The sequence below is a fragment of the Nonomuraea sp. NPDC050383 genome, from assembly GCF_044459125.1.
In the GTDB taxonomy this organism is placed as follows: Bacteria; Actinomycetota; Actinomycetes; order Streptosporangiales; family Streptosporangiaceae; genus Nonomuraea.
The window spans coordinates 215,608-240,350 of sequence record NZ_JBITIP010000012.1; the positions used below are offsets into that span (position 1 = coordinate 215,608).

At 73.8% G+C, this 24,743-nt stretch carries 18 protein-coding genes and 1 pseudogene; 14 read left to right on the top strand and 5 right to left on the bottom strand.

Features of this window, described 5'->3' with window-relative positions; translation table 11 throughout:
* Positions 1-16 precede the first annotated feature (16 nt).
* Positions 17-631 (top strand): rhomboid family intramembrane serine protease, encoded by a 615-nt coding sequence (locus ACIBG4_RS28340; RefSeq protein WP_397204387.1) that lies wholly within the window; start codon positions 17-19, stop codon positions 629-631.
* Here the strand turns inward: ACIBG4_RS28340 and ACIBG4_RS28345 are convergent.
* On the bottom strand, positions 600-3,050 hold the full coding sequence (locus tag ACIBG4_RS28345) for a lantibiotic dehydratase (RefSeq protein ID WP_397204388.1): 2,451 nt from the start codon (positions 3,048-3,050) through the stop codon (positions 600-602). The genes ACIBG4_RS28340 and ACIBG4_RS28345 overlap by 32 nt on opposite strands.
* A 237-nt stretch (positions 3,051-3,287) precedes the next feature.
* Between ACIBG4_RS28345 and efeU the strand changes: the two genes are divergently transcribed.
* The 5 genes and pseudogenes from efeU to ACIBG4_RS28370 all read left to right on the top strand — a co-directional run bounded on the left by efeU (position 3,288) and on the right by ACIBG4_RS28370 (position 8,144).
* On the top strand, positions 3,288-4,139 hold the full coding sequence (efeU, locus tag ACIBG4_RS28350; RefSeq protein ID WP_397204389.1) for an iron uptake transporter permease EfeU: 852 nt from the start codon (positions 3,288-3,290) through the stop codon (positions 4,137-4,139).
* 15 nt (positions 4,140-4,154) lie between these two features.
* Complete coding sequence (gene efeO / locus ACIBG4_RS28355; protein WP_397204390.1) at positions 4,155-5,312, top strand: iron uptake system protein EfeO; 1,158 nt, start codon at positions 4,155-4,157, stop codon at positions 5,310-5,312.
* A 17-nt stretch (positions 5,313-5,329) separates the two neighbouring features.
* The gene (gene efeB / locus ACIBG4_RS28360; RefSeq protein WP_397204391.1) at positions 5,330-6,607 is read left to right on the top strand and encodes an iron uptake transporter deferrochelatase/peroxidase subunit; all 1,278 of its coding nucleotides are present in this window, start codon (positions 5,330-5,332) and stop codon (positions 6,605-6,607) included.
* A 202-nt stretch (positions 6,608-6,809) separates the two neighbouring features.
* Positions 6,810-6,926, top strand: a pseudogene (locus tag ACIBG4_RS28365) (twin-arginine translocation signal domain-containing protein); the annotation flags it as partial.
* A gap of 27 nt (positions 6,927-6,953) precedes the next feature.
* Positions 6,954-8,144 carry an aspartyl protease family protein gene (locus tag ACIBG4_RS28370; protein WP_397204446.1) on the top strand — a complete coding sequence of 397 codons (1,191 nt, stop codon included), beginning with the start codon at positions 6,954-6,956 and terminating at the stop codon, positions 8,142-8,144.
* Positions 8,145-8,160: 16 nt separating this feature from the next.
* Here the strand turns inward: ACIBG4_RS28370 and ACIBG4_RS28375 are convergent, their stop codons facing one another.
* The gene (locus ACIBG4_RS28375; protein WP_397204392.1) at positions 8,161-8,694 is read right to left on the bottom strand and encodes a CGNR zinc finger domain-containing protein; all 534 of its coding nucleotides are present in this window, start codon (positions 8,692-8,694) and stop codon (positions 8,161-8,163) included.
* 36 nt (positions 8,695-8,730) lie between these two features.
* Between ACIBG4_RS28375 and ACIBG4_RS28380 the strand changes: the two genes are divergently transcribed.
* Positions 8,731-9,627: an arginase family protein gene (locus ACIBG4_RS28380; protein ID WP_397204393.1), complete on the top strand. Its 897-nt coding sequence runs from the start codon at positions 8,731-8,733 to the stop codon at positions 9,625-9,627.
* Between the two features lie 6 nt (positions 9,628-9,633).
* Here the strand turns inward: ACIBG4_RS28380 and ACIBG4_RS28385 are convergent, their stop codons facing one another.
* Positions 9,634-10,833, bottom strand: coding sequence for an ROK family protein (locus ACIBG4_RS28385; RefSeq protein ID WP_397204394.1), 1,200 nt, complete (start codon positions 10,831-10,833; stop codon positions 9,634-9,636).
* 79 nt (positions 10,834-10,912) lie between these two features.
* On the opposite strand from ACIBG4_RS28385, the gene xylA reads away from it, so the two are divergent.
* From xylA to ACIBG4_RS28400, 3 genes are read left to right on the top strand one after another with little or no spacing between them, the layout of a single operon-like run.
* Positions 10,913-12,076, top strand: coding sequence for a xylose isomerase (gene xylA, locus ACIBG4_RS28390; RefSeq protein WP_397204395.1), 1,164 nt, complete (start codon positions 10,913-10,915; stop codon positions 12,074-12,076).
* A complete protein-coding gene (locus ACIBG4_RS28395; RefSeq protein WP_397204396.1) occupies positions 12,073-12,819 on the top strand; it encodes a sugar phosphate isomerase/epimerase family protein in 747 nt (248 codons plus the stop codon). Before xylA ends, ACIBG4_RS28395 begins: the two co-directional genes overlap by 4 nt.
* Positions 12,816-13,919 carry a Gfo/Idh/MocA family protein gene (locus ACIBG4_RS28400; RefSeq protein ID WP_397204397.1) on the top strand — a complete coding sequence of 368 codons (1,104 nt, stop codon included), beginning with the start codon at positions 12,816-12,818 and terminating at the stop codon, positions 13,917-13,919. Before ACIBG4_RS28395 ends, ACIBG4_RS28400 begins: the two co-directional genes overlap by 4 nt.
* 24 nt (positions 13,920-13,943) lie before the next feature.
* Here ACIBG4_RS28400 and ACIBG4_RS28405 read toward each other — a convergent pair whose 3' ends face one another.
* Positions 13,944-15,755, bottom strand: coding sequence for a DUF4434 domain-containing protein (locus ACIBG4_RS28405; RefSeq protein ID WP_397204398.1), 1,812 nt, complete (start codon positions 15,753-15,755; stop codon positions 13,944-13,946).
* Positions 15,756-15,883: 128 nt separating this feature from the next.
* Between ACIBG4_RS28405 and ACIBG4_RS28410 the strand changes: the two genes are divergently transcribed.
* From ACIBG4_RS28410 to ACIBG4_RS28420, 3 genes are all read left to right on the top strand, one after another.
* Positions 15,884-18,685, top strand: a complete 2,802-nt coding sequence (locus ACIBG4_RS28410; protein WP_397204399.1) for a DUF6493 family protein — start codon at positions 15,884-15,886, stop codon at positions 18,683-18,685.
* A 181-nt stretch (positions 18,686-18,866) separates the two neighbouring features.
* Positions 18,867-19,337, top strand: a complete 471-nt coding sequence (locus tag ACIBG4_RS28415) for a hypothetical protein (protein ID WP_397204400.1) — start codon at positions 18,867-18,869, stop codon at positions 19,335-19,337.
* A gap of 174 nt (positions 19,338-19,511) precedes the next feature.
* Positions 19,512-20,885, top strand: coding sequence for a protein kinase (locus tag ACIBG4_RS28420; RefSeq protein ID WP_397204401.1), 1,374 nt, complete (start codon positions 19,512-19,514; stop codon positions 20,883-20,885).
* Positions 20,886-20,922: 37 nt separating this feature from the next.
* On the opposite strand, the gene ACIBG4_RS28425 is transcribed toward ACIBG4_RS28420, so the two are convergent.
* On the bottom strand, positions 20,923-22,947 hold the full coding sequence (locus tag ACIBG4_RS28425; protein ID WP_397204402.1) for a family 10 glycosylhydrolase: 2,025 nt from the start codon (positions 22,945-22,947) through the stop codon (positions 20,923-20,925).
* Between the two features lie 224 nt (positions 22,948-23,171).
* Here ACIBG4_RS28425 and ACIBG4_RS28430 point away from each other — a divergent pair, with 224 nt between their 5' ends.
* Positions 23,172-24,710 carry an N-acetylmuramoyl-L-alanine amidase gene (locus ACIBG4_RS28430; protein ID WP_397204404.1) on the top strand — a complete coding sequence of 513 codons (1,539 nt, stop codon included), beginning with the start codon at positions 23,172-23,174 and terminating at the stop codon, positions 24,708-24,710.
* Positions 24,711-24,743 lie beyond the last annotated feature (33 nt).

Sequence of the window (24,743 nt, forward strand, 5' to 3'; positions counted from 1 at the left end):
CATCATGGGAGGAGCCATGGAAGGACCACTCGTGAATCTCGTCTTCCCCCGGCATCCCGGGGCCCGCCCCGTCCTCACCTGGGCCGTCTTCGGCGTCACCGCCGTGACCACGGCGGCCGGATACCTCGTCCCCGGCTTCGCCCAGGCCCTCGCCCGCACCAACGCCTTCCACCACGGCGAGTGGTGGCGTCTGATCTCCCCGGTGCTCGTCAACCCCGAAGGCTGGCACCAGGTCGTCTTCAACGGGGTGCTGCTGCTCCTCGCCGGCGTCGCCGCCGAGCGCACGTTCGGCCGGGCCCGCTGGGCGGCCCTGTACCTGGCCGGTGGACTGGCCGGCAACGCCGTCGGCTACGTGACCGACCACTACAGCGCGGGCAGCTCCGTGGCCGTCGCGGGGCTGGCCGGCGGCCTGGCCGCGTGGGCGCTGAGCGGCCGCGCCGGCTTCGCGGCTCCCCCGCGGATCGCGGCCGGCGCGTTGCTCGCGGGCGGCGCCGCGCTCGCGTTCCTGGGCGACAACCACGGCGCCCCCCTGCTGGCCGGGGCCCTGCTCGGGACGGTGTTCGTGCGCACGATGCGCGACGTGCCGTCCCGGGCGGACGTCAGCCTGAGACGTTCAGCGCGTACTCCGTGACCCGCCTGCCGTGCACCCCGTAGGAAGGGGCGTCCGCCGGGTCCGGCAGGGCCTCCTCCAGCACCACGTTCCCGTCCTTGCCGGCCGCCGAGCGGGCCATCGCCAGCAGCAGGAAGTGGTCGGTGACGTCCACGTAGAACGGCCTGCGGGCCGCGCGCCGCCCCGAGCCGAAGCGGACGAAGAACCGCCGGGGGATACCGTGCCGCTCCAGCCAGCGCGCCGTCCTCAGCACGAACGCCGCGTCGCTCTCCCCCTCGTACGGCACGGGCAGCTCGGCGACCGGCATCCGCCAGCCGGCCCGCACCAGCACCACCCGGCCGAGCTGGAGCCGCGGCCTGGCCTGTACCTCGTCGACGGCCGCGGCCGAACGCCACGGCACCGGCGCCAGCCCCATCGGCTCGCCGAACACCCGGACCAGGAACGACCAGGCCGGCGGCAGCGCGCGCGGCGCCGACATGCCGAGGTGGGCGGGCCGCACCGGCTCGCCGTCGGCGCCGGTCAGCACCAGGAGCAGCGTGCCGGGATCGTACGAGACGCGCAGGTCCGTCAGCGACAGCTCCGCGCCGTCCGTGACGGTGAACGGGTAGTCGACGCCCACGGCCGAGGCGGGCCGCAGGTTCAGGTGGTTGCCGAAGCTGCCCAGGCACTCGGCCACCGGCTGCCGCGTCCCGTCGGGCACGCTCACGCCCGCGCGGGCGAGCAGGTGGCGGGTCCTGCCGGCGCCCCGGCCGTAGCCGGTGGTGACCGTGCTCAGCACGAACTCCGGGCCCGCCGTCAGGTGGCCGTAGCAGGTGATGGAGCCGGGCGGCCGGACGTAGGCGGGCCAGGACACCGCCATCTTCTCCACGATGTCCGGGTCGGCGACCAGCACGCCCCGCTCGTCGGGCGGCGAGGCGTACAGGGCGTTCCAGGTCTCGCGCCGCAGCCGGGCCACCCGGCGCCCCGGCGAGCCACCGGTCGGGCCGGTCCGGTCCAGCAGCTCCCGCAGGTCCGCGCAGGCGGCGGGGGCGTCGCGGTAGAAGGCCAGGAACGGCACCGACGCCTCCGCCCCGTGGCGCTCCACGAAGTGCTCGGCGGCGGTGAGCTTGACCGGAAGGTCCGGGTCGAACACGGCGGCCAGGCGGCGCACGGCGTCCAGGTCGCGCAGCACCGGCTGCCAGGCGGCCCGCCCGCACACGGCCGGCGGGGCCGTAGACACGGCCGTCTCCAGGCGGACGCCGCGCTCGCCGAGCCCCACCGTGTCGCCGAGCCGGGCGAGCAGCCAGCCGGCCACGGGCCTGATGCGCTCGCCGTACGTCGCCTCGACGGCCTCGCGCAGCGCGTTGGGCAGCCACGGCCGGTCCGGCGAGTCGCCGGGCAGGACCTCCTCCACCCAGGCGGCGAGGTCGGCGAGCGGGTCCAGCGCCTGGTCGGCGAACGGCCGCAGCCGCTCCACGAGCCCCAGGTCGAGGAGCCGCTTCACCACGCCCGGCTCGGCGACGGCGCGCTCCAGCGCCCCGACGGTCGGCTCGGGCGTGGCGCGCACCCAGGCCAGCGCTCCGGCGACGGCCGGCTCGGCCAGGACCGCGGTGGGCGCCGGGGCCTCGACCGGCTCGCGGAACGGACCGCCGGCCGACCGGCCGCCGCCGCTGCCCCCACTCCTGCCCGCGTCCCCGTCTCCGGCGCGCGGCCCGGCTCCGAGGAACCACAGCCGGCCGTCCTCCTGCCACAGGCTGGGATTGACCCGCACCCGCACGGCCTCGCGCAGCGCCGGCCGCTCGGCCAGCGCCGCCCAGACGCGGCGCACCGTCGCGAGGTCCACCTCGGGCACGGCGCTCCAGCGCAGCTCGCCGGCCGGGGTCAGAGCCGGTCCCGTGTCCGCCCACCGGCCCAGCCCGCTGATCGTGAACGCGGCGTGCGGGCCGGCCGTGGAAGCGGCGCGGGCGACGTTCCTGGCCAGGCGTGCCAGCCTGGGCCGTCTCGGCACCGCGCCGGGCCTGGCCAGCCAGCTCTCCATCGTGGCCGACAGGCCGGGGCTGGCGCAGGCCAGCGCGCGCAGGAACGCGTCGTCGCCGCCCAGGGAGCGCAGCGCGTCGGCCCGGTCGGCCAGCTCGGCCGCCAGCGCCTCGGCCAGCGCGCCCGGCGCCTCGTCGGCCCAGCCGTCGCCGTCGTCGCCCTCCTCGACCGGCGCGCCGTACGGGTCGCGGCCGAACCTGTGTCCCCCCACGCCGTACGGGCCGCCGTCCGGCTCGTCGTCCTGGTCCTCGTCGTCCGGCTCGTCGCCGGGCTCGCCGTGGTGACCGCGTCCGGCCTCGGCGTGGTCCTCCGCGAGGATCTCGTCCACCAGCGCCCACGTGCGCGTGAACCGCAACTCCTCCAGCCCGTCGGCCGGCAGTCCCGCCACCCGCACGCCGAAGGCGTCACCCATCTGATCGTCCATCGCGATCCCCCTGTACGGACTCCTGGGGCCACCTTCCTCGGCCCGGCCGGTCCAGCGGCAACGCGCGCCGTGGCTTTACCGGTTGGACGCGGTGAAATAGGCCGCCGTAGACGTTCCCCTTTTTGACCTGCGATGGGGCACGAAGAGGAGGGGCGTGTCAGTCGACCCGCTTGCATTGGGTAGGCTCCACCTGCCCTAATTTAGGTAAGCCTTTCCTACGCCGCTGCGGGAGTGACCGTGTTCGCCAGTTACCTGATCGGACTGCGCGAGGGACTGGAAGCGACGCTCGTCGTCTCGGTCCTCATCGCGTTCCTCGTCAAGAGCGACCGCAGGGACCGGCTCCCGCACGTGTGGGCGGGCGTCGGCTGCGCCGTCGCGCTGTCCGTGGGCTTCGGGGCGCTGCTCACCTTCACCGCCGCCAACCTCGGCCACACCGGCCAGGAGCTCTTCGACGCGATCACGTCCCTGCTGGCCGTGGTGTTCGTCACCTGGATGATCTTCTGGATGCGCCGCACCGCCCGCGCGCTCTCCGGCGAGCTGCGGGGCAAGCTCACCGACGCCCTGCAGATGGGCTCCCTGGCCGTCGTCGTCATGGCGTTCCTCGCCGTCGCCCGCGAGGGCCTGGAGACGGCGCTGCTGTTCTTCGCCTCCGTCCAGGGCGCCACCGCCACCGCAGCGCCGCTGACCGGCATCAGCCTGGGCCTGCTCACCTCCGTGCTGATCGGCTGGGGGCTCTACCGCAGCGCCCTGCGGATCAACCTCACCAAGTTCTTCACCTGGACCGGGCTGCTGCTCATCCTCGTCGCCGCCGGCATCTTCAAGTACGGTGTGCACGACCTGCAGGAGGCGGCCATCCTGCCGGGGCTCAACACCTACGCCTTCGACGTCAGCGCGGTCGTCCCCGCCGACTCCTGGTACGGTGCGCTGCTGGCCGGGACGCTCAACCTGACGCCGCAGCCCAGCGTGCTGGAAGCCCTCGCCTGGCTGCTGTACCTCGTGCCCACGCTCTTCCTCTTCCTGCGCCCGCAGCGCACCAGGACGACGCCGACCACGACGTCCACGACCCCGGCCGCCCGGCCGTCCGCCTGACCGTTGAGGAGCATCATGCGCATCAGCACCCCCCTCGCCCGGCACGGCCTGATCCCGGCCGCCGGCGCGCTGGCCCTGCTCTGCCTGGCCGCCTGCGGCTCCGGCGAGCAGCCGGCCACCGGCTCGGCGGCCGCCGGCAAGCCCGGGAAGATCACCGTGGCCGCGTCCGACACCGAGTGCAAGGTGGCCGCCTCCGAGGTGACGGCCGGCACCAGCACGTTCGCGATCACCAACGGCGGCAGCAAGGTCACCGAGTTCTACGTGTACGCGCCGGGCGACCGCGTCATGGCCGAGGTGGAGAACATCGTGCCCGGCCTGACCCGCGAAGTGGTCGCCGAGCTGCCGGCCGGCACGTACGAGGCGACCTGCAAGCCCGGCATGGTCGGCAAGGGCATCCGCAACCCGCTGAAGGTGACGGGCGAGCACAAGCCGCTCACCAAGGACGCCAAGCTGGCCGCCGCGACCGCCGAGTACAAGAGGTACGTCAAGTCGCAGAGCGACACGCTGCTGGTCAAGACGCAGGAGTTCGTGGACGCGGTCAAGGCCGGCGACGTCGCCAAGGCCAAGGAGCTCTACCCGGTCTCCCGTACGTACTGGGAGCGGATCGAGCCGGTGGCGGAGATCTTCGGCGACCTCGACCCCGCCATCGACGCCCGCGAGGCCGACCTCGCCGAGGGCGAGGAGTGGACCGGCTTCCACCGCATCGAGAAGGACCTGTGGGTGACCAAGGACGTCGGCAAGGACGGCCCCGTCGCCGACAAGCTGATCGCCGACGTCAAGACCATCGTCGCCAAGGCCAACGCGACGGAGCTGACCCCGCTCAACCTCGCCAACGGCGCCAAGGAGCTGCTCGACGAGGTCGCCACCGGCAAGATCACCGGCGAGGAGGACATCTGGTCGCACACCGACCTGTGGGACTTCGACGCCAACGTCGAGGGCTCCAAGGCGGCCGTGCAGGCGCTCCGGCCGGTGCTGGAGGAGCGGGCGCCGGACCTGGTCAAGACGCTCGACGAGAGGTTCGCGGCGGCTGAGGCGGCGCTGGCCGTCCACCAGAAGGGCGACGGCTGGGAGCTGCACGACAAGCTGTCCAAGGCCGACCTGAAGAAGCTGTCGGACGCGATCAACGCCCTCGGGGAGCCGATCAGCCAGATCGCCCCCATCGTGGCGAAGTGAACAGCGGGCAAGGAGGGGTGACGGTGGACGAGCACGGCGACCAGGCGGGCGGCAACGGAAGCGGGCTGAGCCGCAGGAAGCTGTTCGGACTCGGCGCGGCGGGGGTGGCGGTCGTGGGCGCGGGCGCCGTCGCCACACGCTCGCTGCTCGACGAGCCGGTGGCCCGGGCGGCCTCCGCCTCCGACCCCGTCCCGTTCTACGGCGAGCACCAGGCCGGCATCGTCACCCCGGCCCAGGACCGGCTGCACTTCGTCGCCTTCGACGTGATCACCGACAAGCGGGCCGAGCTGGTCGAGCTGCTCCAGGAGTGGACCGCCGCGGCGGCCCGCCTGACGCAGGGCAAGGACGCGGGCACGTTCGGCGCCGTCGGCGGCTCCCCGGAGGCCGCGCCGGACGACACCGGCGAGGCGCTCGGCCTGCCCGCCTCCGGGCTGACGCTGACGATCGGGTTCGGGCCGTCACTGTTCGACGACCGGTTCGGGCTGGCGGCCAAGCGGCCCGCGGCGCTGGCCGACCTGCCCAAGTTCCCCGGCGAGCACCTCAACCCGGACATCTCCGGCGGCGACATCTGCGTGCAGGCGTGCGCCCACGACCCGCAGGTCGCGGTCCACGCCATCCGCAACCTGGCCCGGATCGGGTTCGGCAAGGTGTCGGTGAAGTGGTCGCAGCTCGGCTTCGGCCGTACGTCGTCCACCTCCCGGGCCCAGGCCACGCCGCGCAACCTCATGGGCTTCAAGGACGGCACCAACAACATGAAGCTGGAGGACGCCCAGCTCCTGCGCGACCACCTGTGGGCGTCGGGCTCCGACTGGATGGCCGGCGGCACGTACATGGTGACGCGCAAGATCCGCATGACCGTCGAGACGTGGGACCGCACCTCGCTGACCGAGCAGGAGGCCGTCTTCGGGCGTGACAAGGGGGCGGGGGCGCCGCTGGGTCGGAAGGCCGAGTTCGACACGCCCGACTTCAACGCCACGGGGCCGGACGGCCAGCCGTACATCAAGGCGGACGCCCACGTACGACTCGCCCACCCCAGCCACAACGCCAACGCCCACCTGCTGCGGCGCGGCTACAACTACGTGGACGGCTCCGACGGCCTGGGGCGGCTCGACGCCGGTCTGTTCTTCATCGCCTACCAGCGCGACCCGCGCACCCAGTTCGTGCCTGTGCAGATGAACCTGGCCAGGCACGACGCGCTGAACGAGTACATCAAGCACGTGTCGAGCGGGCTGTTCGCCTGCCCGCCGGGAGTCCGGGACGCCGGCGACTACTGGGGCCGCGCCCTGTTCGCCTGACCGTCCCCCTGCACCCCCGAGCGTTGTCCACGTCCTGAAAGACCTCTTCACCGACCAGGGCCCCAGTCTTCCTTCGGAGGACCTGGGCCTACAAGCCCGGCCACCATGACCCGTAATAACCCATGAGCGGCGTACAGGACCCGCGTGGCGCTGATCGCCGGGTTTATACGGAGTGAACACATCGCTGGATGCAATACCTCCCATGATTCGACCCCGAACATCCTCGTCCGCGCCGAGCACCCCTGAGAACGTCGATCGACGTAAGTTCCTGCGGCGAGCGGGCCTGGCCGCGGGAGCTGCCGCGCTGGCTCCGCACCTGGGCCCCCCGGAAAGCGCGCCCCTCTCGATGACCCTGAGCTCCTCGTCATCGACCATCGACCCCGACCAGCTGTTCAAAGCCGGCAGCTTCAAGGAAGCCGATCGGGGCTACGCGCATCTCTTGCGGCAGGACCCCGGCAACGCCCACGGCGTGGCGCAGCGCGGACGCATCGCGCTGCTGTCCAACAAGTTCGAGGATGCCGAGAGGTTCCTGAGCAAGGCCGTCCGCCTGGCGCCCGACGACACCTTTTCGAGGCGGCAGCTCGCGCAATGCTACGTCCGGCAGGACAGGCTCGCCCGCGCGGTGCCGCTGCTGAGGAGCACCGGCGACCAGAGCGACTCGGCGTTCGCCACCCAGTACGCCGGCGTGACCGGCACGCCGTACGAGATGCGCGGCGCTCAGAGGACGCGGGTTCCCCTGGTGTGCGTCGATCCTCTGCCCTGCGTCGAGGCCGCCGCGAACGGGTCGAAGCCGAAGCGGTTCCTCATCGACACCGGGGCGACGCTCGCCTTCTCCACGGAGATGGCGGAGCAGGCCGGTCTGCGCGCGCTGTCCACGAGCACGAGCCATCCCGCCGGGCAGACCCTCACGACCTACCACGGCGTCATGGAGTCGTTCCAGCTGGGTGACATCGTGCTGCGCAACGTTCCCGTCGTCTGGTACGACCTGAGAATGCCGGACCTGCCGGACGGCTCTCGCCCGTCGGGTGTCATCGGGACCACGCTGCTCTACCACTTCCTGGCCACGATGGACTACGCGAACCAGGCGCTCGTCCTACGGCGGAAGACGGGAGCACAGCTGCGCGACCTCCGGGCGGAGGCCGGGCGCGCAGGGGCCGACCGCCTGCCGTTGTGGCTGGCCGGCGACCACGTGCCCTGCACGCTGGGGAGCCTCAACGACTACGGGCCACGGGTGGCCTCCCTCGACACGGGAGGCATGGGCATGGGTGTCATGACGACCGAGGAGAACGCCAAGAAGGCGGGCATCGAGATCGACTACGCCCATCCGGACACGGGTGGCGGGATGACGGTCTACCCGATCACTCCCGCCAGGATGAGCCTCGGCAAGACCGTCGGCCGGAACGTCCCCGGTGTCGTCGGCGGGTGGCCCTGGCTCCAGCTCTTCGGGTTCGAGACGATCGCCAACTTCACGCACGAGTTCTTCAAGCCCCACGCCATCACCTTCGACTACGCAGGCATGAACGTCTACATCGCCTGAGTGGCCCAAACAGGTGTCAGGGGCGGTGGCGGGCGCGGGAGGCGGCGGCGTGGGCGCGGTTGGCGCAGCGGGTGGAGCAGAACTGGCGACGGCCCGGGCGGCTGCGGTCCACGAAGGTGTCCCGGCACGGGGCGGCGGCGCACGTCCGGACGCGGTCCCAGTCGCCCTCCGCCGCGAGGTCGAGCAGTTCCTGGACGGCGCGTACGGCCAGGCGGTCGGCGAGCGGGGCGCCGGGCGCCGGGGCCAGGCGGAGCCGGGGGACGCCGTTCGCGTCCTCGACGGCCGGGCGCAGCGGGAGGCCGGCCGTCCAGCGGGCGAGGGCGTGCGCCCGGTCCTGAGGCTCGGCGGAGAGCACGGCGCGCAGCTGGTCACGCGTCGATCGGACCGCCTCCAGGTCCTCCGGCCCGTTCGCGCCCCCGTCCACCTGCAGCGCCGCGCAGAAGCGGCGCAGCGCGTCCACGTCCGGCAGGCGTTCCGGGTCGTCCAGGTACGGGTCCCAGGTGTTGGCCAGGTCGAGGGCCACCAGGCCCGTTTCCGCGTAGTCCCGCATTCCGCCATCCCATCATCCCGTGCTACCGTCAGGAGTATGAGCAGTATAACCACTGACAGAAGCCTCGTCGTGCTCGACGCCCCGTCCAACCTCGGCCTGCGGCCGCCCGCGTCCGGCACGGTCCCCGGCTGCTACAAGGCCCCGTGGGCGTTGCGCGACGCCGGGCTGCTCCAGCGGCTCGGCGCGAGCGACGCCGGCGCCGTGGTGCCTCCCCGGTACGTGGCCACCTGGCAGCCCGGCGACGGTGTTCGCAACGGCCAGGCCATCGCCGCCTACACGGAGAAGCTGGCCGGGCGCATCGCCGGGCTGCGCGGCGAGGGGCGGTTCCCCGTGGTGCTGGGCGGCGACTGCTCGATCGTGCTCGGGTCCGCGCTGGCGCTGCGGCGCGAGGGCCGGTACGGGCTGGCCTACCTCGACGCGCACGCCGACTTCCGCCACCAGGGCAACTCATCCGACGCCGGCGTCGCGGCGGCCGGGGAGGACCTGGCGCTGGTGACCGGGCGCGGCGACGGCCGTCTGACCGACATCGACGGCCTGCGGCCGTACGTGCGCGACGAGGACGTGATCGTGCTCGGGGTGCGGGACGACGAGGATCTGCCGGACATCGCGGACGTCGGCCTCGCGTACGTGCTCGCCGGCGAGGTGGCGTCCAGGGGCGAGGAGGCGGCGGCGGGGGTGCTGGCCCGCGAGGAGCTCGACGGGTTCTGGATCCACCTGGACGCCGATGTGCTCGACGCGTCCGTGATGTCCGCCGTCGACTGCCCCAGCCCCGGCGGGCTCTCCCCCGACGAGCTCGTACGACTGCTGCGCGGCCTGCTGCGGCTGCCGGGCGCGGCGGGCCTCCAGGTGACGATCCTCGACCCCGACCTGGACGAGGACGGGTCGCAGGCGGCCCTGCTCGCCGACGTCCTCGCCCGGGCACTGACGGCCTGAAGGAGGTCAGAGGGCGAGGGCGCCCGCCGGGTCCGCGATCACCCGCTGCATCGCCAGGCCCGCCGCACCCAGGATCGCCGCGTCCGCGCCGATCGCCGAGACCGCGAGCCGCGGCGCGGTGCGCCGCATCTGCCGGAGCCGGGCCGACAGGACGTCCGACACGGGCCGTTCGAGCCAGGGGAACAGCCGCGCGAACGCCCCGCCCAGCACGATCGTCCCCGGGTCGAGCAGATGGACCGCCGAGGTGAGCGCCAGCCCGAGCGCCTCGCCCGCCTGGCCGGCCGCGGCGAGGGCCGACCGGTCGCCCGCCTCCAGCAGCGACACGAGCCCCTCGATGGAGGCGGCGGCCGCGGGCAGGGCCGCCGCCGCGCCGGGCAGCGCCGCGACGCGCCCGCGCATCGGCACCACGGCTCCGAGCAGCGCGTCCTGCCCCGCGTACACCTCCAGGCAGCCGCGGCCGCCGCAGCGGCAGGCGGGGCCGTCGGGCACGACGACGACGTGCCCCAGCTCGCCGGCCAGCCCGTACGTGCCGCGGAACAGCGATCCGTCCACCACCAGCCCCGCGCCGATGCCGATCTCGCCCGAGACGTAGAGGAAGTCGGTCTCCCCGGAGCCGAACCACAGCTCGCCGAGCGCCGCCAGGTTGGCCTCGTTGTCCACCTCGCACGCCAGGTCGTGCAGGCCGAGCTGGCCCGCCACGCCGAGGTCGCGCCAGCCGAGGTGGGGCGCGTTGCGCAGCAGGCCGTCCTGGACGGGGCCGGGCACGGCCAGGGCGGCGCCGGTGATGCGCAGCCCGGCGCGCTCGGCCTCGGCGACGGCCTGGACGGCCAGCTCGCGCAGGTCGGCGAGGATGGCCTCGGGACGGGAGCCGCGGTTGTCGGCGGGCCGGGTACGGCGCACGCGGACGACGCGAGTGAGGTCCACCACACAGGCCGCGAGGTAGTCGACGTTGACCTCCAGGCCGAGCGTGGCGACCCGGTGGCCGCTCAGGCTCACGGCGACGCCCGGCCGGCCGCGCTCGCCGTCGCGGACGGCTCCGTTCTCCACGACCACACCGGCGTCGAGCAGGTCGGAGACCAGCTTGGACACGGTGGTCTTGGTCAGCCCGGTCAGCTCGGCGAGGGCGGCCCGCGTGAGCGGGCCCGCCGCGCGGATCTCACCGAGCACGACGGCGAGATTGCGGGCGCGCATGGAATCGTGCCGCACGCCTCTTGACGATGCCACATCTGCCTCCGAGGATTATGTGCAGATTGTGGACTTAATCCTAGACCGGCGAGAGGGCACCATGAGCTCGTTCAATCCAACCCCCGATGATCGCTTCACCTTCGGCCTGTGGACGGTCGGATGGCAGGCTCGTGACCCGTTCGGTGACGCCAGCCGGCCCGCTCTCGACCCCGTGGAGACCGTACACCGCCTGGCGGAGCTCGGCGCCTACGGCGTCACCTTCCACGACGACGACCTGCTGGCCGTCGAGCCCGACCGGGACAGGGCCATCGAGGCGTTCCGCAAGGCGCTGGGCGAGACCGGGATGAAGGTCCCCATGGCCACCACGAACCTCTTCACCCACCCGGTGTTCCGCGACGGCGCGTTCACCAGCAACGACCGCGACGTCCGCCGCTACGCCCTCCGCAAGGTCATGCGCAACATCGACCTCGCCGCCTCGCTGGGCGCGACGACGTACGTGTGCTGGGGCGGGCGCGAGGGCGCCGAGTCCGACGCGGCCAAGGACATCCGCGCGGCGCTGGCCCGCTACAAGGAGGCCCTCGACCTGCTCAGCCAGTACGTCATCGAGCAGGGCTACGACATGCGCTTCGCCATCGAGCCCAAGCCGAACGAGCCCCGCGGCGACATCCTGCTGCCGACCATCGGGCACGCGCTCGCGTTCATCAACGAGCTGGAGCACCCCGAGATGGTCGGCCTCAACCCCGAGGTCGGGCACGAGCAGATGGCCGGCCTGAACTTCGTCCACGGCATCGCACAGGCCCTCTGGCAGGGCAAGCTGTTCCACATCGACCTGAACGGCCAGCACGGGCCGAAGTACGACCAGGACCTGGTGTTCGGCCACGGCGACGTCAAGAGCGCGTTCTTCCTGGTGGACCTGCTGGAGCACGGCGGCTACGACGGACCGCGCCACTTCGACTACAAGCCGCTGCGCACCGAGGACCCCGAGGACGTGTGGGTCTCGGCCGCGGCCAACATGCGGACGTACCTCATCCTGCGCGAGAAGGCCCGCGCCTTCCGCGCCGACCCGGAGGTCCAGAAGGCGCTGGCGGCCTCCCGCGTGGACCAGCTCGCCGTGCCCACGCTCGCACCCGGCGAGACGCTCGCCGACCTGGCCGCCGACGAGTTCGACCCGGAGGTGGCGGCCGAGCGCGGCTACCACTTCACCCACCTCAACCAGCTCGCGCTGGAGCACCTGCTCGGCGTGCGCGGCGGGGTGGCCGGATGACGAACGCCCTCGCCTTACAGCTCTACACCGTCCGCGACGCGATCTCCGCCGACCGCGACGGCGTCCTGCGCCGCGTCGCCGAGCTCGGGTACGGCGCCGTCGAGCCGTTCGACCCGACCACCGACCCGAAGGGGTTCCGCCGGGTGGCGGACGACCTCGGGCTGTCCGTGCCGATCACGCACGCGTACGCGCTGCTGAGCGAGGAGCCAGCGGCGGTGTTCGACGCGATCGCGACGATCGGCGCGGAGCTGGTGGTCATCCCGGGCGGCATCGCGCACGAGGAGTTCACCACCCGCGACGGCCTGGCCCGCACCGCCGACCTGCTGAACGGGCTGGCCGAGCAGGCCGCCGCCCACGGGATGCGGCTCGGCTACCACAACCACTGGTGGGAGATCGAGCCGCTGGTCGGCGAGCGGCACGCGCTGGAGGAGCTGGCCGGCCTGCTGGCGCCGGAGGTGTTCCTGGAGGTGGACACGTACTGGGCGGCGGTCGGCGGCGCGGACGTGCCCGCGCTGCTGCGCCGCCTCGGCGACCGGGTCAGCGCGCTGCACGTCAAGGACGGGCCGGGCGGCAAGGAGGCGCCCCACACCGCGGTCGGCGCGGGCGTCATGCCGGTGCCGGACATCCTGGCGGCGGCGCCCGCCGGGGCGTGGCGGATCGTGGAGCTCGACCACTGCGCGGGTGACGTGTTCGAGGCGCTGGCGGCCAGCCGCTCCTACCTGAGCTCCCTGGAGGCCGCGTGAGCGGCGGGCCGGTCGGAGTCGCCCTGGTCGGCGCGGGTGTGATCAGCGGTCAGTACCTGAGCAACCTCACGGCGTTCCCCGACGTGCGGGTGCTCGGCGTCGCCGACCTCGACGAGGGCCGCGCGGCGGAGGTCGCCGGGCGGTACGGCGTGCCGGTCTCGGGCGGCATCGACACGGTGCTCGCGCTGCCCGAGGTGGAGATCGTCGTCAACCTCACCGTCCCGGTCGCGCACGCCGCGGTGGCGCTGGCCTGCTTACGGGCGGGCAAGCACGTGTACGGCGAGAAGCCGCTGGCGCTGGACGCCGAGGAGGCGGCCAAGGTGCTGGCCGTGGCCGCCGACCTCGGGCTGCGCGTGGGCAACGCCCCGGACACGTTCCTCGGCGCCGGCATCCAGTCGGCGCTGCGGGCGCTGCGCTCGGGCCTCATCGGCGAGCCGGTCGCGGTCACCGCGGCCACCCAGGGGCTCGGGCCGGAGTCGTGGCATCCGAGTCCCGAGTTCTTCTACCAGCGGGGCGGCGGGCCGCTGTTCGACCTCGGCCCGTACTACCTGACCACGCTGGCCGCCCTGCTCGGCCCGGCGGCGCGGGTCTCGGCGCTCACCCGCCGGGCCCGGGACGTGCGGGTCGTCGGGTCGGGGCCGAAGGCGGGCACGATGATCCCGGTGGAGGTGCCGACGCACGTCGACGCCCTCATCGACTTCGCGGGCGGCGGCGGGGCGGCGGCGACGTTCAGCTTCGACTCGCCGATCCCCAAGCGGCTCATCGAGATCGTCGGCACCGAGGGCGCGCTGTCGCTTCCGGACCCCAACACCTTCGAGGGGCCGCTGCTGGCCCGCGGGCTCCGCGACGCCGACTGGCGGGAGCTGCCGGTGGAGGGGACGGTCGCGGGGCGCGGAATCGGCGTCCTCGACCTCGCCCGGTCGATCCGGGCGGGCACGCCGCACCGCGCGTCGGGCGAGCTGGCGCTGCACGTCCTGGAGATCATGACGGCTGTCACGGAGTCCGGGGAACGGGGTGAGTTCCGGCGGGTCCGCTCGGCCCCGCCGGTGCCGGAGCCGCTCCCGGCGGACTGGGATCCCCACGCCGCGACCCTGCTCTGACCGGCCGGCCCGCGGGTCGTCCCGTCACTCCTCCTGGCGGTCGTCCAGGCGGAAGGTGAAGCCGCCGGTGCTCTTGCGGCCGGCGGCGTTCACGGCCGTGACCGTGAGCCACGGCCGGCCCGGGGCGATCCCGGCCGGGTCGAACGGCGCCCAGACCGTCTCCCGCGCCACTCCCCCGGCCGGCCGCTCCGGGCCGGGGGCGGCCTCCGGGGCGACGGTCACGGTCCTCGCCCCTCCCCCGGCCTCCGGGTAGGTCACCTGCAGCGTGCCGCCCCCCACGTCGAGCCCCCGGACCTCGATCCCGTTCCTGCCGCCGGAGGCGCGCCGGCCCGCGTACACGATGAGGGGGTCGTTCCAGGCCGCCATGACGGCGTCGGCGAGCGACGGTGCGTCCGGGGTGTCCCGGCAGGTCAGGAACGGGTCCCAGCCGTAGGAGATGATCTTCGCGGCGTACCGGCCGACGGCCATGACCTGCCGGTCCACCCGGCTCTTCGCGGCCCGCCCGCGCAGCGGCAGCGGGTCGGTCCTGGCGCACTCGCCCTCCACCGGGGTGGGCTCGAAGACCTCGACGTTCACCCACAGCTCGACGCCGTGCCCGGCGCGGCGGGCCGCGGCCGCGACGTAGTCGGCGGTCGAGCCGTAGTATGCCTGCCGATACGGCATGGCGCCCACCACGGGAACGAGCCGGGCGTCGACCGGATCGCCCTCCCGGCCCGCGTCGTACACCGGGACCTTGCCGACGCCCCGGCCGTCCTGGATGGCGATGACCATCGGCAGGCCGGCCCGGGTGGCCGCGATGTCCGCGAACCCCGCGCCCACCGCGCTCGGCGGGAAGCCCCGCGACCGGCGCGCGTCCCAGTACGGGCTGACCGCGATCGTCCGGCCCGGCAGCACGGAGGCGACCACGGCGTGCTGCGCCCGGTAGAGCGCGAGCACCGGGTCCCGGGGCCCCCGGTCCCGCATGGCCAGCTCGAACGACTGGTAGACCCCGGCCAGCGCCGGCGACGTCCCGAACCGCTGCCGGTAGCCGGTCAGCACCCGCTCGGTGAAGGCGTTCAGCGCGCCGGTCAGGGCGGGGTCCGGCTGCCACGGCTTGGCCGGGTCCTGCGGCGCGGCGGGCAGCCCGGGGAAGACCCGCATCCCGTACGCGGCGGCCTCCTCCAGCAGGTTGCCCACGCCGTCGCCGTCGGTCGCGACCAGCACCAGGTCGTAGGGCCCGCTCCGGCATGACGGGCCCAGCAGCAGCCGGTAGTAGACGCGCTCGCCGCCGTCGATCCGCCGGTCGAGCGCGGGGCAGCGCAGCGCGCCCGGCCCGAGGCTCTCGCTGGTCACGTACGTGAAGACGCGGCGGATCTGCTGACCCCGGGCGGCGTCCCGGGCGGCGAGGTAGCACGGCCGCCCCTGCTCGACGCAGCCGGCGAACACGGGATCGGGCCGCCACCCGGGCCCGTCCGCGACCAGGCCGGGCTCCTCCCCCGTGCTGTCGGCGACCGGGGCCCGCGCCGCGCCGGCCCGCGCCGCGGCCAGCACCCGTCCTTCGCCGTCCACCCGTGCGGCGCTGAAGCGCGGCCCGAACGTGATGATCGTGTCGCCGCCGGCCGCGTGGATCGCCTGGAGGGTGCGCCGCGTGTCGCACCGGTCGGCGCGCGGCTCCATCCAGTAGCCGCTGATCGCGTACGGCGCCGTCACGCGGGTGTCGCGGGCCGGGCAGGCGGGCGCCGGAGCCTCGCGGCCGGCGCCGAGACCCCAGGCCAGGCCGGCCACCGCCACCGCCGCCACGGCCGCGCAGGCCACCACCGACTGGAGGACGAACCGAGCCCGGTGCCGCACAGCCACCCCGCATCCCGCCGCGCCCCTCCGCGTTGCTCACCGCGCCGAGGTCGCTCGTCAGCCTATCCATCGGCCTCGCCGAATTGTCGGCGCGCTCTGCCACGATCGCGATCACCTCAGACCCAAGGAGAGTCGTGCGAGCGAACGACGCCGCCTGGCCGGCGGTGCGCGACCTCATCGTCGCCGGCGACCTGGCCAGGCTGGTGGACACCCTCAAGGCGCTGGACGAGCCGGCGCGGCGGGAGGTGGCGCGCGAGCTGCCCGGCCACGTCGCCGCGGTCCGGCAGATCGTCGCGGACGAGGTGGGCGCCTACGAGGAGCGGCTCGACCGCGCCCGGGAGGAGCGGCAGGCCGAGCTGGCGCGCCGGTACGAGGCGGGTGAGCTGAGCGAGTACCAGTACAACGCGGCCTACGCCATGACCTGGGACGACGACGACTGGGAGACCAGGCCCCGGGCCGACCGCTGGATCGAGCCGATGCGGGTGGCGGGGGCGGCGACGCTCGGTGGCGCGGCGGCGGTGGCCGCCTGGGTGACCCGGCGCGACTTCGACCGCTGGGTGTCCTCCCCCGACGCCCTGGAGCGGGAGCTGGAGCCGGTGCTGGAGATGGTCGCCGCCCGCCCGGCCGCGTGGCAGGCCGACCTGGCGGTACGGCTGGCCCTGCGGGTACGCGCCCGGCGGCGGACCCGGTGGGACGATCGGCCGCTGGCCCTGGCGCTGACGCTGCTCCGGCGCACCGGGGCCACCCCGCCCGAGCACGACCCGCTGGTGGCGGGCTGGGCCTGGCGGGGGCCCGTGCCGGGCGACCCGCTGACCCGGCACCTGGTGCCCCGGCTGTTCGAGGCCGAGGGGGTCGGGCGGGTGCTGCGCGACGACCGGACGTGGCAGGGAAGCCTGGCGAGGCTCGCGGCGCGTGACGCGGCGATGCGGGCGCTGCTGCTCGACGGCTGCCGGCGCCGGTTCCTGCGCGGCGGGGAGGGCCCCGACCTGAGGTTCTTCGTCCGGCTGCACGAGCTGCTGGAGCCGCGGCCGGCCGAGGTCGCCCCGCACTCGCGCGACTACCTGCGCCTGCTGCCGGCCGCGCCGGGCCCGGTGGCGGAGCTGTCGCTGCGGCACGTGCGCGTGCTGGACGGCCTCGGCCGCGCCGATGTCGTGGAGGCGCTGGAGGGGCTGGCGTTCCGGGCGGAGGGCGGGCTGGTCCGGGCCGGGCTGAGCTGGTTGGAGGAGGAGGTCAAACGGTCACCCGGTCAGGCCGGCGACTTCGCCCCCGCCCTGGTCACGGCACTGACGCACGAGGCGCGGGCCGTACGGGAGCGGGCGGTGCGGATCGCCGTACGGCATGCGGCGCGCTTCACGGCCGATGCGGCCGAGGCTCTGCGGGAGAGCGCGACGTCGCTGCCGCCGGACCTGCGCAACCGGATGGCCACGGCCTTCGGCGGCGAGACGGTTCCGGAGCCGGAGTCCGCCCCCGGGGTCCACGCGGAGGAGCCCGTCCCCGGGACGCTGCCCGTGCCGCCCGGCCCCGTGCCGGCCGCGGCCCCGCCCGGCGACGCCCGGAGCCTGGCCGCGATGATGCTCGACGACGGCCGGTCGGCGGCCGAGCGGACGCTCGCGGCGTTCGTGCGGCTCGCCGCGGGCGACCGGGACGCGCTGCGGGCGGCGCTCACCCCGCTGACGCGGCAGGAGGACTGGCGGCTGGGCGAGAACGAATGGTGCGCGCACGACACCTGGATGCGCGCCCTCGCCGTCGAGCTGGTGGACCCGGGCCGGCCGCACCGGCGCACCGGGATGAGGCCGCTGAGGGTGGCGGCGCGCCTGAACGGGATGTCACCGGAGCAGGAGCATCCCGACCGGGTGCCTGAGCCCCGGCGCGCGTCGCCGTTCCACCGCTTCATCCTGCGGCGGTACGCGGAGATCCACGCCGCGCTGGCGACCGGCACGCTGCCGCCGCTGCTCCTGGCCACGCCAAGCCTCTCGACGGGCCACGTGGACCCCATGGACCTGGTGGCCCGGCTGGCGGAGCTGGAGGCCGCCGGGTGCGAGCCGCTGCCCGCCGACTTCCAGCAGGCGCTGCTCCGGCTGCCCCGCGCCGTGGACCCCGCCGTGGTCGAGCGGGCCGGGACGCTCACCTCGGCGGCGGGCCGCCGCGCGGCCCGCTGGATGCGTGAGGGCGGCCTGCCCGACCCCGTCGTGCGGATCACCCGGTCCGGGCAGGACGACGGGCTCGGGTCCGTGGTGTGGATGACGACGACCGTCGAGGCCGCACCCACCGGGCTCCCGTTCATCGACGAGCTGCTGGCCGACCAGCCCCGGCACGTCAACTACGTCTGCGACGGGCACCTGGGCGGCATGCTGGAGCGCTGGCCCGCGGTCATGCCGTCCCACCGGGAGACGGTCGCCGCTCACATGGTCGGCCACCAGCCGCTGGAGATGACGCACATGCCGTCGTCCACGCTGCAGCTCCTGGCCGAGGCCTCCGGCCCGGCCGGGCGGGCCGTCGCCCTGCTGCTCGCGTACCGGATCTTCCCCCGGCCCTGGGGCGAGCACGCCACGGAGGCGGCGCTGCGGGCGCTGCGGCGGTTCGCGGCCACCGGCGGGCTGCCGGCGGAGGAGCTGGGCGGGTGGCTCGCCGAGCGGGTGCTGCGCGGTGAGATCACGACGAAGGCCCTGGCCGGCCTGCTGGAGGCCGAGGCGCTGAACGGCATGCACCACGACGTGTGGCGCGTGCTCACCACGGCCCTGCCACCGCTGCTGCCCGCTCCCGGCGCGCGGCCGGTCAAGGCCGACACCGACCTGATGTCCCTGGCCGAGCGGACGGCCCGCTGGTCCGGCGCGCGGGGGCGGCATCCGGAGCTGGCGGCGTTCGCGGCGCGCAAGGGCACCGCCCGCGCGCTGCGCCTGGCCCGCGCCCTGGACGACCACCTCGGCCGTCCCTAGCGTTCCGGGGCGGACCGGCCTCCGGGCACCGGCGGACGAGCTACCGCCCGGCCTGCGCGAGCGGATGGCCGCGGCCTTCGGCGGCGAGACGGCTCCGGAGCCGGACTCTGGGTGCGGCCCGTTCCGATCCTAGTTACTTTCTGTCAATACACCAATACATAGAGTAGCAATCGAGGGATCCATGGGACTTCCCAGAGGACGGTTCTCCATCTACCGGGGCACGGAGCTGCACGCTCAGAGCCGGCTGGACTTCACGTACTGCACACATGCCACGACCAGCCGCCCCGGGCACTTGGTGGACACCAAGTGGCTGTGCTGGGGCGCCCTCGAGTCCGCCCAGGCGCGCTTCAGCGTGGTGGACGGCCAGGAAGAGGACGGCGGCTGGAGCTGCCGCATGAGAATCGACGACGGCCCCTACGCCGGCCAGTGGCTGGACTCCAGCGACGGCTGGGTCTGCGCCGTGGGCTCCACCAGCCAGCGGTGGAGGTTCCTGGGCGGCGGCGACCAGGTCGAATGGTGGCAAGGAGACCTCCGGAAGGTAGTGGTCACCGACAGAAAGCCCTCCTCGGACGCGGCCAGCGGCCAGCAGCTGCGCGCCCTCATCGACGACGACCCCCCGCAGACGTTCGCCATCAGCCGGATCGACGGCTGAGCGCCGGGCGACGCGGGCGGCCACGACCTCGCCGCGCTGGTGCGCCGCGGGGACGCCGTCGAGCCGCGTGAGCCGCCCCGCCCGGACGTCCCTTGATCGCGGGGGCGGGACATCCCGACCGCCGCGCTGGTAGCTTCTTACCCCTGCCTGTTCACGCGGTTCGGGAGGCCCGGGGTGATCCAGCCGTTGGTGGAGGACGATCCGCGTCGGCTGGGCCCGTACGAGATGGCCGGACGTCTCGGGCAGGGCGGCCAGGGCGTCGTCTACCTGGGGCGGACGGCGTCCGGCGAGCAGGTCGCCGTCAAGCTGCTGCACCACGGCCTGCTGGCCGAGCCCGACGCGAGAAGCAGGTTCCTTCGCGAAGTGGAGATCGCCCGGCGGGTGGCCAGGTTCTCCACCGCCCCCGTGCTCCACGCCGACCTCGCCGGGCAGCGGCCGTACATCGTCAGCGAGTACGCCCCTGGCCCCTCGCTGCGCGACCTCGTCACCGTCGAGGGGCCACGGCGTGGCGCCGCGCTCGACCGGCTGGCGATCAGCACCGCCACCGCGCTGGCCGCCATCCACCGCGCCGGGATCCTGCACCGCGACTTCAAGCCCGCCAACATCCTGATGGGACCGGAGGGTCCCGTCGTGATCGACTTCGGCATCGCCCGCGCGCTCGACGCGCCGGGCACCAGCACCTCGGCCGGCTCCCTCATGGGGACGCCCTCCTACCTCGCGCCGGAGCAGCTCGGCGGGGAGACGGTGACGGAGGCGGCCGACGTCTTCGCGTGGGGCGTGACCATGGTGTTCGCCGCCTCGGGCCGGCCCGCGTTCGGCGCGGACTCCACCCCCGCCGTGATCAACCGAATCCTCAACCAGGAGCCGGCGCTCTCCGGGCTGGACGGGCCGCTGCTCGGCCTCGTCACCGCGAGCCTGTCCAAGGACCCGGCCGAGCGGCCGAGCGCCGACGACCTGGTCGCCACGCTGACCTCACAGCCCTTACAGCCCTCGCAGCCCGCGCGTCCCCCGGCGCACCCGCCCGAGGATCCGCCGGCGCGCGGGCGCCGCCGTTCGGTGGTCCTCACGATCGCCGGCTGCGCGGCGGCGGCGCTGCTCGTCACGGGCGGCGTGCTGATCAACGTGGGCGGCCACCCGGCGGTGTCACCCGCCGAGGGCGACTCGACGTCCCAGCCGGCCGTGCGCCCCACTGCCGCTCCTACCGGGTCTCCCTCCGGGTCTCCCACCACGGTCCCCGCCCTCGCCACGGCTCTCGACACGTCACGCACCACGTCCCGCGCCGCCGCGCCGTCGCCGAGCAGGGGAGCCGGGCGGCGGACGTCGCCCCCGGCCGACGAGCCGACGTCCCGCCGCAGGACGTCGGCGCCGACCACCGAGCAGGTCCGCGCCGGCGACCCGGCGGGCACGCCGGTCAGCCAGGAGTCCGGGAAGGAGCCGGTCCCCGACCCGGGCGATGAGTCCACCCCGGAATCGGCAGCCGAGACGACCTCCCTGCCCTACCCGACCCCTCCCCCGAACCCTTTCACCTGCATTCCCTCGACGTGCTGACCCTGAGGGCGGCCGGCGGAACGGCCGCCCGGGGTGTTCACACCTTGGTGATGCGGACCGCGTCGGCGATGACGTAGCCCGTCGTCGTGGTCCAGCGGCTGACGCCGACCACGTTGTACGTGCCCGCGTTCAGCGTGTACGTACCGAGCGTGCGCCACGCCCCGCCGCCCGTGCGCTGGTCCACGGCCACCGTCTGGTTGCCGCCGCTCGCGGCCACGATGTACGGCGTCGCGCTGTTGTACCCCGCGTTCGAGGGGTACCAGACCTCCACCTTGTAGCTGCCCGCACTCGGGATCGCGGCCTGGAACCAGGCGGGGTCGCTGGCGGAGACCGGGTCGGCGAAGCGGTAGTCGGTGCCGTGGAGCTGCGAAGAGTACGTGGAGGTGCCCCAGGACGAGCCGGCCGTGAAGCCGGCGTCCGCGTTGTCCACCGTCACGGTGAACGACGTGCCGCTCCCGGCCACCGCCTTGCCGGCGCTCGGGGCGCTCTCCTGGTGGGTGCGGGTGAGGGCGGTCACGTAGTAGGTGTAGGCGGCCGTGGCCGAGGCCGTGGCGTCGGTGAACGTGGTCCCGCGGGTCGTGGTGAGCAGGTTGCGGGCGTCGGCGAAGGCGCACGGGTCGGCGGAGGCGGGCGAGCCGTCCACGCGGTAGACGGCGTACGCGGTGCCCGAGCCCTGCCAGGTGAGGGCGACGCCGCCCGAGCCGCGCGTGGCCGCGCTGATCGCCGGCGCTGAGGGGGCCGCGGCCGTGCCGCGCGCCGTGAGCAGCGCGGGCCTGGTGTAGTGGGTGGAGACGACCTTGGTGAAGCTGCCGATCCGGTCGGCCTTGACGTCCTTGGCCGAGAAGTAGACGTCGCCGACCACCTCGGGCCGGGTGCGGTTGTAGGTGAGGTGGTCGCTGAGCTCGGCGGCGTCCTGCCAGGCCGCGTCCTGGCCGGAGGCGCCCGCCCGGTAGGCGGCCTGGCCGATGACGAGCTGCACGTCCGTGCCGCGCACCACGTCCGCCCACCAGGCGGTGAGCACCTTGTAGTCGGCCGCGCTGTTGCCGATGTGCCAGTAGATCTGCGGCGCCAGGTAGTCGACCCAGCCCTGCTTCACCCACTGCCGGCTGTCGGCGTAGATCGAGTCGTACGCCTGGAGGCCGGAGGTGGCCGAGCCGAGCGGGTCGGTCGAGGAGTTGCGCCAGATGCCGAACGGGCTGATGCCGAACGTCACCCAGGACTTGGCGGCGTGGATGCGCTGGTCCATCTCGCGGACGAGCTTGTTGACGTTGTCGCGCCGCCAGTCGGCGATGCCGGCGTACCCGCCGCCGTACTCCGCGTACGTGGCCGAGTCGGGGATCGTCTGGCCGCTGACCGGATACGGGTAGAAGTAGTCGTCCAGGTGGACGCCGTCGAGGTCGTAGCGGGTGACGGCGTCCATGACGGCGTCCTCGATGAAGGCGCGCACGGCCGGGATGCCGGGGTTGTAGTACAGCTTGCCGCCGTACGCGAAGCGCCAGCTCGGGTTCTGGCGGGCGGGGTGGGTGGAGACTAGCTTGGTGGGATCGTCGTGGTTGGCGATCCGGTACGGGTTGAACCACGCGTGGAACTCCAGGTTGCGCGCGTGTGCCTCGGCGACCATGAACGCGAGCGGGTCATAGCCGGGGTTCTTGCCCTGGGTGCCGGTCAGCCACTGCGACCACGGCTCGTACGACGAGGGCCAGAACGCGTCGGCCGTGGGCCGGACCTGCACGACCACGGCGTTCATCCGCTTCTGCACGGCGAGGTCGAGCCAGGCGCGGAACTCCGCCTGCTGCGTCGCGACGCTCAGGCCGGGCGCGCTGGGCCAGTCGATGTTGGCCACCGTGGAGATCCACATGGCGCGGAGCTGCCGCTTCGGCCGGGCCGGGTCGGTGGTGCAGGCGGCGGTGACGGCCGGGCCCGCCGCGGCGGCGGAAGCCGGCACCACGGGTACCAGCAGCGCGGCGACGGCGACGAGGACGGCCACGGCGGCGCGTAACGAGCGGGGGGCGGGGGGCGACGCGGTGAGCCGGCTTGACAGGCTCCCGTGGTGCGTGGTCACGAAGAGAAGTTTCAGCGACCGCATCTCAGAGCGCAATAGTCTTCACCGATCCGAGGGGGCCCAACTTCGGGCCGCCGCTGGCGCGGACAAGATGCCCCAAACCCTGACAAGACCATCTCAGGGGCGAAAAGTTTCTTCTAACCGACAAGCAATGTCAATTATCGACATTGGACATGGAATGCGCTTACTGTGCGACCGTTACCCCCCAACGAGGGAGCTCTCCCATGACGTTCGCCCGCACGCGATTAGTCGCTCTCGTCACCTCTGTCCTCCTCGTGACCCTCACCCTCGGCGCCGGCCCCGCACTGGCCGCCAAGGACACGCCCCTCCAGGCGGCCTTCGCCAAGGCCGCCGCCCAGCACGACGTCCCCCGCGACCTGCTCGTCGCCCTCGGTTACGCCGAGACGCACCTCGACAACCACAGGGGCGAGCCCAGCGCCAGCGGCGGCTACGGCGTCATGCACCTGGTCAGCAACCCGACGAACCACAGCCTGGAGAAGGCCGCCGAGCTCACCAAGCTGCCGGTCGAGAAGCTGCGCGCCGACGACGAGGCCAACATCCTGGGCGGCGCCGCCGTCCTGCGCTCCCTCGCCGACGAGCAGGGCCTCGACGAGGCCGCCCGTAAGGACGCCGGCCGCTGGTACAAGGCCGTGGCGGCGTACGGCAACGCCTCCTCCCCCGAGCTGGCCCGCCTCTACGCCGACTCCGTGTACGAGCTGCTCGGCCTCGGCGTCCAGGCCAAGGGCGTGAGCGTGCGGCCGCAGGAGGTCACCGCCGACCGCGGAGACCTGGCCAAGGCCCGCGACCTCAGCGCCAAGGCCGACGGCTCCCCGAGCCTCCAGGCCGAGGCGGCCGCTGCCGACTACCCGAACGCGACCTGGGTCCCCGCCAACTCCGGCAACTACACCGCCTCCAGCCGGGAGTCCTCCTACGCCATCGACCGGGTGATCATCCACGTCACCCAGGGGTCGTACGCGGGCACCATCTCCTGGTTCCAGAACGCCAGCGCCAACGTCTCGGCCCACTACGTGGTCAAGTCCTCCAACGGCGCCATCACCCAGATGGTGCGGGACAAGGACATCGCCTGGCACGCGGGCAACTGGGACTACAACACCCGCTCCATCGGCATCGAGCACGAGGGCTACGTCAGCGAGGCCTCGTGGTTCACCGACGCCATGTACCGGTCCTCGGCCGCGCTGACCCGCTACATCTGCGACAAGTACGGCATCCCGAAGGACCGCACCCACATCATCGGCCACAACCAGGTGCCCGGCGCCGACCACACCGACCCGGGCCAGTACTGGAACTGGACCACGTACATGAACTACGTGACCGGTGGCACCGGCACGCCGTCGTGGACGACCACCGTCGACAACTCGACCTCCGGCCAGTTCACCGCCAGCGCCAACTGGGGCACCTCCACCTACTCCAGCCAGCGTTACGGCGCCGACTACCGCTTCGCCGACCCCGTCTCCTCCAGTGACGTCGCCTGGTACCAGGCGAACATCCCGAGCGCGGGCAGCTACAAGGTCGAGGTCTACTACCCGGCCGACGCCGGCTACAACAGCTCGGCGCCGTACATCGTGGCGACGTCGAGCGGCAACCAGACCGTGTACGTCGACCAGCGCTCAGGCGGCGGAGCCTGGCGCAGCATCGGGACGTTCTCGCTCAACGCGGGCACGGCCAACGTGGTCGGGGTGAGCCGGTGGACCTCCGGCACCGGCTACGTCATCGCGGACGCGGTTCGCATCAGCCGGTCCTGACGACGGCTCCAGCGGTCCGGGCCGGGCACCGCG